Consider the following 13,248-nt stretch of genomic DNA (forward strand, 5'->3'; position numbering starts at 1 on the left):
AAGACTTTCTGGAAGAAATCAGTCAATCAATTAACCAATTACCCTATATTCCCGGATTCGCCACATCTCTGCCGGCAAATCAGACCGGAAAAAAATGGGGATTGTATTCAAATGCTATTTCCAAAAATATTTTATATTTTCAGAAATCAAACTCCAAAATATGTCCCTAAAGTACTATTTCACCCGATTAAATTCCTTGCTTAAAAATCTAAAAACAAAGGTAATTCCGGGATTCAAAGCCTTTAATGGAGCTGCAGTTGGTCTTTTAATCGGATCTTTTTTAGTATTCATGCTCGAGGTAATAGGCTTGACAATCAACTTCAGGGATCCATGGCTTTTGGCCCTTGGTGCGCTTATTTTGTTGGGTTCTGTCTTGGCGGCCTATCTGAGTGTATGGCTGATCGAGCAATTCAATGAAATACCAAAGGGATACAAAATAGCCCTTTTCATTTCCATTCCGCTTTTGATGATGGTTGGACTATTGGAAAAGAGAATTGCGCTGTTTTTGATGATCGCCTTTTCACTATTGGGGGCAGGAGTCTCTATTTTCAATATTGCCCATTTCCGAAAATTAACTTTACCTAAAAAGACGATTGCTCTATTGGGTTTTGGAATTGGATTGATTGGGGCCGGGGCAGCTCTATATTTTTTGATGATCAGGGGCTTGGATTTGAAGCCAATCCTCAATGCTGCAAAACTTACTGAGGACAAAATCACCCCGCTTCCTTTTGAATCTCCTGCGACCCCGGGACAACATGAAGTAGAATTTTTCACCTACGGATCAGGCAAAGATCGCCTCAGAGAGGAATTTAGGGAGGGAGTGAAATTTGAGACCAAGTCTGTGGATGGAACTGCGTTTTTGGAAAACTGGAATGGGATTTTAGGCAAGTATAGAACCCATAAATGGGGTTTTGATTTTAAAGAATTGCCCATCAACGGCCGCGTTTGGAAACCCAAAGGGGAAGGTCCATTTCCTTTGGTCCTGATTGTCCACGGCAATCATCCCATGCTTGATTTTTCAGATATTGGTTACGAATATCTCGGGGAACTTTTGGCTTCCCGAGGTTTTATTGTTGCATCAGTGGATGAAAATTTTCTCAATTTCTTCTCCCTAATTCGTGGGAGGAAGGTACTGGAAAAAGAAAATGATGCTAGGGGATGGATGCTCTTGGAGCACCTGAGGCAGTGGAAGGAATGGAATGAGGATCCGGCACATCCTCTTTTTGGGCAAGTTGACTTTAACAAACTGGCCCTAGTCGGACACTCCCGGGGAGGGGAGGCTGTGGCGCATGCAGCCATGCTGAATCGGCTGGATTTCTATCCTGACGATGCCACGATCCCGTTGGGATATCATTTCAATATTCAGTCGATTGTAGCCATTGCACCTGTAGACGGGCAGTACAAGCCTGGAGGAAGTCTCACCAAAATTGAAAATGTGAACTATCTTACAATGCACGGAGCACAGGATCAGGATGTTTTTTCCTATGAAGGCCTCAAGCAATTTGAGCGCACTTCCTTCACGGATTCTGTATATCGGTTCAAAGCAGGACTCTATATTTCCGGTGCCAATCATGGCCAATTCAATTCCAGTTGGGGAGACAACGATGCTCATGCTTCGTTTTCAGGTTTGCTGAACAAAAAGCAACTCATGGAAGCCAAAGATCAAGAAACCATCGCCAAAGTCTATATCATTGCATTTTTAGAAACCACCCTTCACCAAAATGACAGCTATCTCCCGCTTTTTTCAGATCCAAGAAAGGGTCGAAACTGGCTGCCGGAAACTATTTATCTCAGTCAGTTTCAGGATTCAAAGAGTCAGTTTTGGGCTGGATTTGAGGAGGACTTTGATGTCCAGACGCTGTCCAATGCAGAATCAGCTCAGGGAAAAAATCTTACTGTCTGGCGAGAAGGAGAAGTCTGGCAAAGATACGGTTCAAGAGGAACGAGAGCACTGTATTTGGGATGGAATTATGAAGAATTTGGAACCGAAAGTCTCGATTGGGATGCTCCGAATAAGCCAATTCTCCCTGATTCCATTCTTGCCAGCTATACAGTAATGCTTGGTTCGGATACGTTTGTGCCGGATTCCAGCTCAGTCCTTATTTTTTCTTTATCCGAATCTGGAGAATCCACCAAACCAAGGGGCAAAAGGAAAAAGATTGCAAAAAGTAATGAAAAAGACGATGAGAATTCCGAAACCAAATTAGAAGCCATAAACAAAAAAGAAGAAGTAAACGAGGATGAAATACCCTTACCTGTCCTGGATTTCACGCTGGAGCTTGTGGACCATCAAGGCGAAGAGGTTGCCTTTCTTGCAAGTGAATTCTCTCCCGTCCAACGCCTTATCAAATCCCGTGTGCTAAAAATCCAGTTTTTGGACGAAAAGGATGACTCCGAACCCATATTTCAACTTTATCAGTTTGACCTGAAAAAATTGGCCTCCAAAAACCCCAAATTCAGAGTAGAAGGTCTCCAACAAATTCGGTTCATTTTTGACCAATCAGAAAAAGGTGCTCTGATGATTGACCAAATAGGACTGATGCCGAGTTTTGAAATTGGAAGGTATAATGGCAATTAAAAGAACCCTGGATGAAGAATCAATAAGGAAGTTTTCCTTCCAATGAGGTGAATATTTGTATCGTGACACTGAACGCAGTGAAGTGTGCCAGTTTTGGGAAATTCTTCACCTTCCCAAGCTGCGGTTACCAATGACGTGAAAATCCGAGTCGTCACTCTGATCCGCTGCGGCGGATCAGAGTCTCTTTTTTCTGAGATCTTTCATCCTCGTACCTCGGATTCAAGATGACGCAACACCAACCGTCATTCCTTTTCTGAGCACTTAAAAATTTTGGGCACCACCAATGAAGTAAATCTAAATTACCCCTCGGCATGCTCGGGGAACGGAATATTGGGCCTTTGAGGGTGGGGAGGAAAAAGCGGCGCAGCCGCTTTTTCCTCCCCACCCCTTAACCTAAAAAAACTCGGTGGCCGAGCTTGCCGAGGCCAAATTAGAAAAATCTCAAAGTCATTCCTTTTTTGAACATTTTAAAATGTCGGGGACTCAGAATGACGGACGAACCACCGTCATTCCTTTTCTGAGCACTTAAAAATGTTGGGGAGTCAGGGTGACGCTTGACAAATGACAACGCGAAGCATACAACAATTACAACTACTACAACCATTACAGCATTTCCAACCACTACAACTTTCCTCCAAGAGACCCTTCGTTCCCCAGGGTGACGGTTCCACCTACACGGCCCACTTTCTGTCATTGGTAAAGGCGACGTTTAGCCATTTTTTGAGGGAGATAGGCTTCATTTTGGACAGGATTTCTTCACGGATATTATCCTGTTCGCCAAGGTTCGGTTGCCATCCTTCGGGAGCAACAACAAAATCTATTTCAATAAAAAGCTTTGGGCCTGACTTCGAAACCCTCAAAAAAGATTCTTGGAATTGGTACTCTTTTTCGATTTCTGCGACGATCTCCTGACAAAGATCCAGGTATTTGGTGTCGGCTTTCATGTCGAGTACTTCTCTGATCTGCAAACCCATGTTGGTAATCGGAACTTTGAGAAAATAGCCCGATACCAAAATGACCATCAGCGGATCCATGTAGGGCATCAGGTGGCTGTATTGTGTATATCCCAAACCAAGAGACAATAAAAACCCAAGCAATACCGCCAAGCTAAGGAAAGTATCCATCAGCCACTGTTGGGATTCTGCTTCTACAAGTCCGGAACCGTTTACTTTTTGTTTTTTTACCAAAAATATATGAACTAAATAACAACCAACTGTCGCAATGAATGCATATGCCAAGCCTGAACCGGCATTGACTTCCTGCCCCCCGGAAAGCAAAGTCGAAACTCCTGAGAAAAAGGCAAAAAGACAGAGGATAGTAATGACGAGGAATTTGCCAAGGATAATGATGGGTTCGATCATCTCTTTCCCATAAGGAAAGCGGTCAAAATCCTGCTTGGCCATAAAGGAGGCTGTAAAGAGGGAAATCATCGAAAGCCCGACGCTGATCAGGGAATAAATCCCGTCAAAAAGGATGATTTTGGAGTTTTCGATGACACCCCAAATGATGGCAAGCAAAGCAAAAAACAAAGCTCCATAAACAGAGAATTTTAAAAGTTGCTTTTCATTGTCCATATTTTTCCGATTGACGTCTAATGGTGAAAAAAAATTAAATGCCTCATTTCTTAAAGGTATTGTTTATCCAAAATGAAGTCAATAGGAGATTTTTAAAAAATAGCAGAAATTATGGTTTTGGGAATTAGGAAATTTTTGTGTCCCGATGGTGTGGGTATTTCGCCCTTTCAGGGCTAACCTGAATCGGACATTTATATGATGGATGGGCTGCACCCACCCCTGAGATATTTTGCCCTTTCAGGGCTGATTGGATTCTTCTTTATCTTATGACTTGTCTTTCTTTCTCCGAACTTGTTTTTGGTGGTTTTGAACCTTCCCGTTCAATAAATTATTGATTAAAATTTTATATTTGGTTTTCCTGATTTTGGCTACCCAAATAGACCTTTATGAAGAAACTTTTACTTTCCTCCTTATTAATTTTCATCGTTTTTTTCCTTCAGGCCCAGGAAAAAGAGAATGCCGACAGACCCAAGATCGGACTTGTACTCAGTGGTGGTGGTGCCAAAGGAATGGCCCATGTGGGGATTTTGCGCTATATGGAAAAGGCCGGCATCCGTCCTGATTTTATCGTCGGGACTTCGATGGGGTCAGTGGTGGGAGGCTTGTATGCTTTGGGGTACAGTGCGGATGAACTGGAGCAAATTATTCTCAATATCGATTGGGATATATTGATCACCAACCGAGTGGGATTCAATGACATTTCATTTGAAGAAAAGGAATATTATAACAGGTATCTTGTTGAATTACCGGTGATTGAAGGGAAAGTTTCACTTCCCTCGGGTTTGATTCATGGTCAAATGCTCTCCGAGACCTTGCATTATTACACCTGGCCTGCCAATAACATTGAGAGTTTTGATGATTTCCCAATACCTTTTCGCTGCATCACCACCGATGTGAAAACCGGAGAAGGCATCGTGCTGAAAGATGGATACCTCCATGATGCATTGAGGGCGAGTATAGCCATACCGACATTTTTTACGCCCTTTGATATGGACAGCACCTTGGTAGTAGATGGTGGGGTGGTCAATAATTTTCCTGTCGATGTGGTCAAAGAGATGGGTGCCGATATCATCATCGGTGTCAATGTCGGAGATGAAGATTTTGTAAACCCCAAAGATATCGGTTCGTTTTCCGGTATCCTGATGCAGATAGCTATGTCCAAATCCTACAGCAGGCTGAGGCAAAATATTCAGGATACGGATATTTACATCAAGCCGGACCTGAAAAACTACTCTACAGGGAGCTTTAGCAAGTTTCGCGAAATCCTGGAATTGGGGGATTTGGCCGGACAAAAGCATGCCCAAAAATTCAAAAACCTAGCGGACAGCTTAGATGTATTTGTTCCCACTACCGGAATCGGGCTTGATGTCGCCCCGATAGTCATCAGTGACATCGAGGTAAAAGGAAACTCCCTGTTTTCTGATGTATTGATCAAATCCAAGCTGAATATCAAGGCGGGAGAAACAGTCACCAGGCAGGAACTCAGGGAAGGGATGTCGCGGGTGTTTGGGATCAATGGATTTTACAATGTGGATTATTCTCTGATCAAAACAGGTGAGGACAATTATCAATTGGTGATTCGTGCCAATGAAAAACCTAAAAGTCTTCTTTTCGCCTCCGTCCATTATGACAACCAATTTTCTGCAGGCATCCTTCTCAACCTTACCATGAGGGATGTATTGGGGAAATCCTCCCGATCCATCATCCTCGCGGATATTTCCCAAAATCCCAAGTTTCGGTTTGACTATTACAAATACATCGGACCTCAAAAAAAGTATGCCTTCAACTTTAAGGTCAATTACCTCAACCAACAGGCACCCGTCTATGAAGATGGCAAAGAGACAGACATCAATGTCAATAAGGAAAGCAGGGTCGGTGCCCATATTATGTCCACCCAATCCTTGAAGGAAACATTTGTTGTCGGTGGTTTTTATGAAAACAACCAAGCCAAATCCAAATTCAATATCAGTTCACCTTCTGACGTCAGAAACGCCGTCAGGAATTTTATGGGTCTGCGGTTTATGTATTACCGCAATTCTCTCAACGACCGAAACTACGCCACGAGAGGTGCAGAGGCGATCGTCGAACCTGTTTATTTATTCAATAACAATTTTAAAATCAACCTCAATGATGGAGTGGATACTTTGTTTATCGGGGAAGGCGACAGTCAGGTGGGAATTCCGAAAGAAGATATCCCTTTCATTACGGACTTATTGACACCAAAGGGATATTTTGCTTTTTATTTCAAATACATCAAATACTTTCCTTTGGCAAGAAACCTTCAGATCATGCCGACAGCAGCTACAGGTCTGACATTCTCCAATGAAAATGCTTTTAAGGTTTTTGATGGATTTATAGCGGGCGGGCATCAGCGGGTGAGGTTCAATGATACCAGGATTTGGGGATTGAATTACAGGGAATTAGTCGTTCCCAATTTTGCCAAATTGGGCTTGGAGTTTCAGTATATTCCTGTCAACAATATTTTTCTCCGGACGGGTGCAAATTTTGTCGGATACAGCGAACATGTTCCTTTGAAAAACGGAGAAGGTTCCATCATTTCTGAAATGGAATCCAACAACCTATTTGGGTACGGAGTGGACATTACTTACAAATCGATTTTGGGACCCATTATAGCAGGAGTTGGAAAAAACAATTCAGATGAAAACCTCAGGTTTTATTTCTCCATCGGATTTTCTTTTGGCTATTCAGACCGTTAATAGATTATCTATGTACTCAATGGTGCCGGTAGAATGTTAATTCAAAATAGGACTTGTTAGGAGATTTGAATTGTCCGGTCCATCGTCCTGATAGCCATCGGGATTCCGACTTTGGTCTTCCGTCCCGTTTGCTGTAGAATCTTGGGTTACTGGCAAAAAGGTGGATAACCATTATTTATGTTACTAATCAAATTCCCATTTGGGTTCTTTGATTTTTTTAGCATTTTTGTGTCATTATGAAGGCTTGATTTTTCTCCGGTTTATTTTGGCCCAATCCCATAAGGGACAGCGGCCTATTTTCTTCACCTCCCAACAGGAAAGCTAATTCATATATGACAATCAAGAACTTCATCCAACATTTCAAACAGGCCGTAAGTGGACTTGAAGAGGATTTCACCAATATCAGTATCAAAAAAGCGATTTTCTACCTTTCTATCCCCATGATTTTGGAGATGGTGATGGAATCGTTGTTCGCAGTAGTAGATATCTTTTTTGTAGGAAAACTGGGCGTGCACGCAGTCGCAACGGTTGGCCTGACTGAATCGGTTTTGACGATAATTTACTCCATTGCTATCGGTCTCAGTATGGCCGCAACGGCGATTGTAGCCCGTAGGATAGGAGAGAAGAAACCGAAGGAAGCATCCGCAGCAGCTTTTCAGGCTATTTTGGTTTGTTCGCTTTTTGCGGTAGCAGTGGCAGTTCTCGGGGTAGTGTATGCCAAGCAAATGCTTTCCTTGATGGGGGGAGAACCGGAAGTGATCGAGCAAGGCTACCGTTATACCCAGATAATTTTTGGAGGAAATGTCTGTGTGATGTTGCTTTTTCTGATCAATGGAATCTTCAGAGGAGCCGGTAATGCCGCGGTAGCCATGCGGACACTATGGATCGCCAATGCCATAAATATGGTCTTGGATCCCATTTTGATCTTTGGATTGGGACCGATTCCGGCTATGGGATTGGAAGGGGCGGCTTGGGCAACTACAACAGGCAGGGGAATCGGTGTGATTTACCAGTTTTATATCCTGTTCAATGGCAAATCCATCATCAAGTTCTATTGGGACAGCCTCAAGATGAATTGGAAAACCGTCCTTACCATTGTGAAAGTGGCTTCAGGGGGCATGGGGCAGTTTCTGATCGAATCCGCTTCCTGGATCTTTTTGATGAGGATTATCTCCGAATCAGGTTCCGTGGCTTTGGCCGGGTATACGATTGCAGTGCGGATCATTATCTTTGCGCTCTTGCCTGCTTTTGGTCTTTCCAATGCTGCAGCGACATTGGTAGGACAAAACCTTGGAGCCTTGCAACCGGGCAGGGCTGAAAAATCCGCTTGGTTGGCGGCACATCTGACTGCCATATTTCTTGGTTTCTGCGCCATTATTTTCATTGCCGAAGCTGGATTCTTTATCGGGATTTTTAATCAAGAAGAAGGAGTTATCGCTGTCGGAACAATGGGTTTGACGATCATTTGCTTGGGTTATGTTTTCTTTGGCTATGGGATGGTGATGAGTCAATCGCTCAACGGTGCTGGCGATACCAAAACCCCGACAATCATCAATTTGGCCATACTTTGGGGTTTTCAGATTCCCTTTGCTTACCTGCTTGCCAAGACTTTCGGATTGGGCGCAACGGGGGTTTTTATCGCCATTGCGGTCAGCCATTCACTGCATGCTGTCGTGAGTACTTTGGTATTTAATAGAGGCAAGTGGAAGTTGGTGCAGGTTTAGGTTGGGTTCAATAACCCCAAAAAAATTGTGCTTGCTAAATCCGGGAATCTCCAAGTCTCAAAATTTCGTTTATTCTAAAAAGTAATTTTGTAAATTGGAGTTTCTAAATGAAGCGGATATGGAAAAGATAATGATTGAGGTGGATAAAGATACAGCAAAGAAATGGGAAGAAAGCGATGCTGTTACAAAGCAAAGAATTTCGGATGCTTTTGATAAATTCTTAAATATTTTGATGGAAAAGGAGGTGGAGGACTTTTGGCCTGTCTTGGAAAAAATCAGAGAAGAGGCGGAGAAAAAGGGTTTTTCAGATGAAATTCTAAATCAAATCCTAAATGAAAAATAGTTTTATTTTTGATACTAATTCACTCATAAGCTCAGTTTTATCACCCCTATCAACAAATGCTTCTGCCTTGAAATCTGCGTTAAAAATTGGAGATGTTATGTTGTCCCAAGAAACTTGGAAAGAATTCAAGAGTGTTATTTTTAGAAATAAGTTTGATAGGTATTTTACAGTCGAACAGCGAAATGAAATATTGGCATTATTAGATAAAAAGTTTGTTTTCTTTGAAACCCATAGTACTTTCAAAGCCTGCAGAGATCCAAAAGATGATATGTTTTTACACTTGGCGGTGGATGCAAAAGCAAAATGTATAGTAACTGGTGACCCTGATTTATTGGTACTTCATCCTTTTGAAGGAATACCTATTTTAACTCCTACCGAATTTTTGGAAAAATTTGTTTAATGCTGATTTCAGCCTATTTCTTTTTAAACTTTCATCGCTTTATTTTTCAAATTTCCAATCATAAGAAACCTTTTTCCACTTAAAAATCCTTTCTTTTAAATACCCTCATGGCGGCGGAAACAGGCAAAATCATCCAAATAAACATCACTGCGGAGGAAAGGAGAATTCCCTTTGCCGAACCGAAGAAATCCTGAAAGAAGGCTCCGGTATAACCCATCAGAGCGGAGATGTCCAACTGCATCAGCATGATGATTCTTCCCAAATCCACTGGATTCAAAAACACCAGGGCCAAAGTGGGTTTTTCCAAAGGATAGTCAGCCAAACTATAAATCAGGTACAGGACAAATCCGTCATAGACCAAAGAGAAATAGATCCAAAAAGAAAGGCTGATGCCGATGGCTTTGGCTTTGTCTCTGGTCATAACGGAAGCCAAAAATGCCAATCCCGCAAAAACTACACTCAGACCGATGCCGATTCCCAATAAGATCAAGACTGAAGAATCCGCACCCCACAGGATCATGGGCACACCAAAACCTATTACAATCGCCAAGCTCAATACAAACATTACCGCTAAGATCTGACTTAAAAAAACATCCCTTCTTTTGACAGGTTGGGCGAGCATAAGCTCGGTAAACTCCAAGTTATTGAAAAAATGGGTCGTAGCAAAGATGGCTGAAATCAAAGGAACGATCATCAGCATGATGTTGAGCAGACTGAGGGAAACCTTGCTCATGTCTTCCGAAACCTGGTAAATGGAGATCGCTACCAATACCATAAAAAGGGTGTAAAGTAAAGCAAACCTAGACTTTACAATATCATACAAGGCGTATTTCAATAACTTAAACATGGCTCAATTCAGTTTTAATTTGCTTTTTTTTTAAACTCCATTCCATCAACCTCGCGATGGCGGTGGTAAACTTGGATTCTCCTGTGATATCCTTCAGGCTTTCAGTCGTGTCATTGAAGAATACCTTCCCTTCATGGATATAGATCGCATGGTTGGTCAGTTCATCCAATTCACTCAGGATATGGGAAGTGATCAGGATGAGTTTCCCTTTTTCCCTTTCTTGGATGATTTTGTTTTTCAGGATTTCGACTGCAATGGGATCAAGGCCGGCTGTAGGTTCATCGAGGATCAGAATATCCGGACAAAACATAAACGCCAAGGAGGCACTCACTTTTTGGCGCGTCCCACCGCTGAGGGTATGCATGGGTTTGTCCAGCAAGTCCATCAAGCCAAATTCTGTAGCCAAAGCCATGTCATATTTTTTGATTTCAGGTCTCATGTCCTGCATCATGGAGAATAGCTGACCGATTTTGATATTGTCAGGATACCTGCCGATCTGCGGCATGTAGCCGATATCAGAGCGATAAGAATAGCTTCCTTTGATGGATTTGCCTTTGACGAGGATGTCTCCGGCATTTGGGATGACCATGCCGAGGATGATTTTGATCAAGGTGGTTTTTCCGGAGCCGTTGGGACCCATAAGGGCGTAGCTTTTTCCCGATTTAAATTCAAGATTGAAATCCTTCAGAACTTCAAGCTTGCCAAACTTTTTATGTATTTGCTGTACGGATATCATAAGGTCTCATTTTTGGGGAGTTGTCGATCATATTTTCGGGGGTGATGGATGGGAGTACTTTTTCCATCCTGTCAAGGAGCGTCACCAGAAAACTCCTCCAAAGAATCACTGCGGCGGGGATTTTTTCTACGATGACGCTGAACAAACTGATGGGACGGTAGGGAATGTCGCCTGTCCGGTTTTTATCCAGGTCATAGCCTTCGTATTTGTCCCAATAATTATGCTGTAAGGTGTTCAGGACCACATTTCCGTTGGTGCTGATGTCAAAGGTGTTGGCTATGAAATTATTCTCTTCGAATGTGTTTTGGTCACAACTAGCCATGAGTTTGATGGCCCAGCCATTATGTGTAAATGAGTTGCTTTTGAATGTACTTCGGCTGCATCCTTCCATGTAAATCCCGATGGTGTTGTTCCTAAAAATGTTGCCGACTACTTCGCTGTCGGTAATGTCTTTGAGCAAAATCCCATAAGAGCTTGCCCCTTCGCTTTCTTCAAAGATGTTTTCCTTCATCAGGACATTTCGGGTGTACATGACCGCAACACCGGCGCCGTTTTTTCGGAAAGTATTTCGGATATAACTGTTGTCATGGGAAAACATGAAGTGCAGCCCATATCTTTTGTTTGCCTCGATCATGTTGCCGGTGCTGACTGTATTGGTGACAAACTCCAAGTAAATGCCATCCCGATGGCCGCTCACAGTATTTCCCTGAATGAATGAATCCCGGCATTTCCAGAGATGGATGCCGTTGCCGGTTTGGTATTCCCGCTCGGCATGGGAGGAAAGCCTGTTGTTTTTGATGGTAAGGTTAGAGGAATTGGAAAAGTGTAAGCCGAAGAATGTTTCTTCCAGAATGTTGTCCTCCACAGTGCAGTTTTTGGAATCAAAAAATTTGATCCCTGCCGAATCATCCATGTTGGACATTCCGGTATTGATGATTTTAAAGCCCCGGATATGCACATTTTCTGATGCTACCAAAAAAACGTTTCCTTTTTCTCTTCCATCAACAATAGGGTAGGACTCGCCGATGAGGGTCAGGGGCTTCCTGATGGTGATTTCATTTTCAGCGTAAGTTCCTTTTTCGATGATCAAAGTATCTCCAACAGCTGCCAGTGTGATTGCTTTTTGGATGGATTGACCGTTTTTGACCCTGATGGTAGCAGCCTCCAAGGAAACTGTCATCAGAATGAAAAAGGACAGGAAAAGGAGTTTTAAAGTTTTCATCTTGTTGGATTTAGTTCCGAGCAATTTTTTATTTGAATTGGGTCACTAATTCACCCCAAGCCAGATATACTCCTCCATGTTGGGATTTGTAGGATTCAAGGGTTTCATAATCGGAGAATGCGATGATGTTGCTTGCCATGGGGGTTTTGAATTTGTCAGACTTCAGGTAAAAAGCAACCGAAGCATCCGTCAGACTTTCGGGTTTGGTATAGTCAACGACGAGGATATGCTTGATATCTTCCTGACTGACTTCATCAGATTCTAAGAATGACATCAGGCAGTTGACATCGTCGAAGATGAAGATTTTTCCTTTTTGGGTAACGACCTCCGCGCCGTAGACAGGGTCCATTAGCTTCATTTTGCAATGGTGGCAGTTGTCATTTCCGTAACTGATGGGTCTCGGTTCTGCCTTGCAGGAAAGCATCAGTAGAGAGACCAGGAATATTTTGATTATATTTTTCATTGATGGTGTGGTTTATCGTATTTGGTTTTCAGAGGGAAGCCACTTTCTTTTTCTTTCTCCATTCTGTAAAAACAGCAAAGGTCAAGAGTAAAGCCGATACCCCAAGAATCCATCCACCGGTATCGGGTCCCGAATAGGCAATGAAATTGAGGAGTTCTTTGTATCCAATAAGTGGAGGCTGGTAAGCCATACCCGGCACTTTGATCGCAGCAGTCTGATCCAAGTTGTGGCCATAATCATATCCCCAAAGGTACATGTCGGTCAAAACCCCGATTCCAAGGAGAACGATCATCCCCAAGAAGGTATAAAGTGCCCATCTCTTTGCAATGACCGCAGTAAGAATCCCAAAGCCGATAATGAAACCAAAGACATAGATCAGGTAGGTAAATTCAGGAAACATCTCAACACCGATATGCTTCATGCCAATATAGTGGTTGACACCGTTGATGATGTCGACATCTCCGCTGAGGCGGTCGATCCATATTTTCATATTCAGTCCCTCGGGATATTGGGGAGCCCAAAGGCTGATCTGCCACAGAGGGGTAAAGTACGCGGAAACCATCAGGACAGCGGCAATAAATGCCAGAATGCGGTTTGATGGGCTGATATTGTTCATCTTTTTAGGTTTTAATCACCGCCGGTTT

The 13,248-nt window shown here is 42.8% G+C and carries 11 protein-coding genes; 5 read left to right on the forward strand and 6 right to left on the reverse strand.

What is annotated here, in order from left to right:
* Positions 1-160 precede the first annotated feature (160 nt).
* On the forward strand, positions 161-2,578 hold the full coding sequence (locus tag MMU05_RS02890) for an alpha/beta hydrolase (protein ID WP_241140161.1): 2,418 nt from the start codon (positions 161-163) through the stop codon (positions 2,576-2,578).
* Positions 2,579-3,249: 671 nt separating this feature from the next.
* On the opposite strand, the gene MMU05_RS02895 is transcribed toward MMU05_RS02890, so the two are convergent.
* Positions 3,250-4,152: a cation diffusion facilitator family transporter gene (locus tag MMU05_RS02895; RefSeq protein ID WP_241140162.1), complete on the reverse strand. Its 903-nt coding sequence runs from the start codon at positions 4,150-4,152 to the stop codon at positions 3,250-3,252.
* A gap of 386 nt (positions 4,153-4,538) precedes the next feature.
* Here MMU05_RS02895 and MMU05_RS02900 point away from each other — a divergent pair, with 386 nt between their 5' ends.
* The 4 genes from MMU05_RS02900 to MMU05_RS02915 all read left to right on the forward strand — a co-directional run bounded on the left by MMU05_RS02900 (position 4,539) and on the right by MMU05_RS02915 (position 9,336).
* Positions 4,539-6,869 carry a patatin-like phospholipase family protein gene (locus MMU05_RS02900; RefSeq protein ID WP_241140163.1) on the forward strand — a complete coding sequence of 777 codons (2,331 nt, stop codon included), beginning with the start codon at positions 4,539-4,541 and terminating at the stop codon, positions 6,867-6,869.
* 332 nt (positions 6,870-7,201) lie between these two features.
* Positions 7,202-8,593: an MATE family efflux transporter gene (locus MMU05_RS02905; RefSeq protein ID WP_241140164.1), complete on the forward strand. Its 1,392-nt coding sequence runs from the start codon at positions 7,202-7,204 to the stop codon at positions 8,591-8,593.
* A 118-nt stretch (positions 8,594-8,711) separates the two neighbouring features.
* The gene (locus MMU05_RS02910; protein WP_241140165.1) at positions 8,712-8,936 is read left to right on the forward strand and encodes a hypothetical protein; all 225 of its coding nucleotides are present in this window, start codon (positions 8,712-8,714) and stop codon (positions 8,934-8,936) included.
* Positions 8,926-9,336 (forward strand): putative toxin-antitoxin system toxin component, PIN family, encoded by a 411-nt coding sequence (locus MMU05_RS02915; RefSeq protein WP_241140166.1) that lies wholly within the window; start codon positions 8,926-8,928, stop codon positions 9,334-9,336. The genes MMU05_RS02910 and MMU05_RS02915 overlap by 11 nt, the downstream gene beginning before the upstream one ends.
* Positions 9,337-9,415: 79 nt before the next feature.
* Here MMU05_RS02915 and MMU05_RS02920 read toward each other — a convergent pair whose 3' ends face one another.
* Genes MMU05_RS02920 through MMU05_RS02940 form a run of 5 tightly spaced genes read right to left on the reverse strand, consistent with a single transcriptional unit; the run spans position 9,416 to position 13,220 of the window.
* A complete protein-coding gene (locus tag MMU05_RS02920; RefSeq protein ID WP_241140167.1) occupies positions 9,416-10,183 on the reverse strand; it encodes an ABC transporter permease subunit in 768 nt (255 codons plus the stop codon).
* Positions 10,176-10,919, reverse strand: coding sequence for an ABC transporter ATP-binding protein (locus MMU05_RS02925; RefSeq protein ID WP_241140168.1), 744 nt, complete (start codon positions 10,917-10,919; stop codon positions 10,176-10,178). Before MMU05_RS02925 ends, MMU05_RS02920 begins: the two co-directional genes overlap by 8 nt.
* A complete protein-coding gene (locus tag MMU05_RS02930) occupies positions 10,894-12,141 on the reverse strand; it encodes a nitrous oxide reductase family maturation protein NosD (protein WP_241140169.1) in 1,248 nt (415 codons plus the stop codon). The genes MMU05_RS02925 and MMU05_RS02930 overlap by 26 nt, the downstream gene beginning before the upstream one ends.
* A gap of 28 nt (positions 12,142-12,169) precedes the next feature.
* A complete protein-coding gene (locus MMU05_RS02935; protein ID WP_241140170.1) occupies positions 12,170-12,604 on the reverse strand; it encodes a nitrous oxide reductase accessory protein NosL in 435 nt (144 codons plus the stop codon).
* Positions 12,605-12,632: 28 nt separating this feature from the next.
* Entirely contained in the window at positions 12,633-13,220 is a 588-nt protein-coding gene (locus MMU05_RS02940; RefSeq protein ID WP_241140171.1) for a hypothetical protein, read from the reverse strand.
* Positions 13,221-13,248 lie beyond the last annotated feature (28 nt).

The organism is Cognataquiflexum rubidum (assembly GCF_022538115.1).
GTDB lineage: Bacteria > Bacteroidota > Bacteroidia > Cytophagales > Cyclobacteriaceae > Cognataquiflexum > Cognataquiflexum rubidum.

Bases quoted from the DNA above. Each gene is read 5' to 3' on its own strand.
- MMU05_RS02890 (WP_241140161.1), top strand. From the start codon at position 161: ATGTCCCTAAAGTACTATTTCACCCGATTAAATTCCTTGCTTAAAAAT.
- MMU05_RS02895 (WP_241140162.1), bottom strand. From the start codon at position 4,152: ATGGACAATGAAAAGCAACTTTTAAAATTCTCTGTTTATGGAGCTTTG.
- MMU05_RS02900 (WP_241140163.1), top strand. From the start codon at position 4,539: ATGAAGAAACTTTTACTTTCCTCCTTATTAATTTTCATCGTTTTTTTC.
- MMU05_RS02905 (WP_241140164.1), top strand. From the start codon at position 7,202: ATGACAATCAAGAACTTCATCCAACATTTCAAACAGGCCGTAAGTGGA.
- MMU05_RS02910 (WP_241140165.1), top strand. From the start codon at position 8,712: ATGGAAAAGATAATGATTGAGGTGGATAAAGATACAGCAAAGAAATGG.
- MMU05_RS02915 (WP_241140166.1), top strand. From the start codon at position 8,926: ATGAAAAATAGTTTTATTTTTGATACTAATTCACTCATAAGCTCAGTT.
- MMU05_RS02920 (WP_241140167.1), bottom strand. From the start codon at position 10,183: ATGTTTAAGTTATTGAAATACGCCTTGTATGATATTGTAAAGTCTAGG.
- MMU05_RS02925 (WP_241140168.1), bottom strand. From the start codon at position 10,919: ATGATATCCGTACAGCAAATACATAAAAAGTTTGGCAAGCTTGAAGTT.
- MMU05_RS02930 (WP_241140169.1), bottom strand. From the start codon at position 12,141: ATGAAAACTTTAAAACTCCTTTTCCTGTCCTTTTTCATTCTGATGACA.
- MMU05_RS02935 (WP_241140170.1), bottom strand. From the start codon at position 12,604: ATGAAAAATATAATCAAAATATTCCTGGTCTCTCTACTGATGCTTTCC.
- MMU05_RS02940 (WP_241140171.1), bottom strand. From the start codon at position 13,220: ATGAACAATATCAGCCCATCAAACCGCATTCTGGCATTTATTGCCGCT.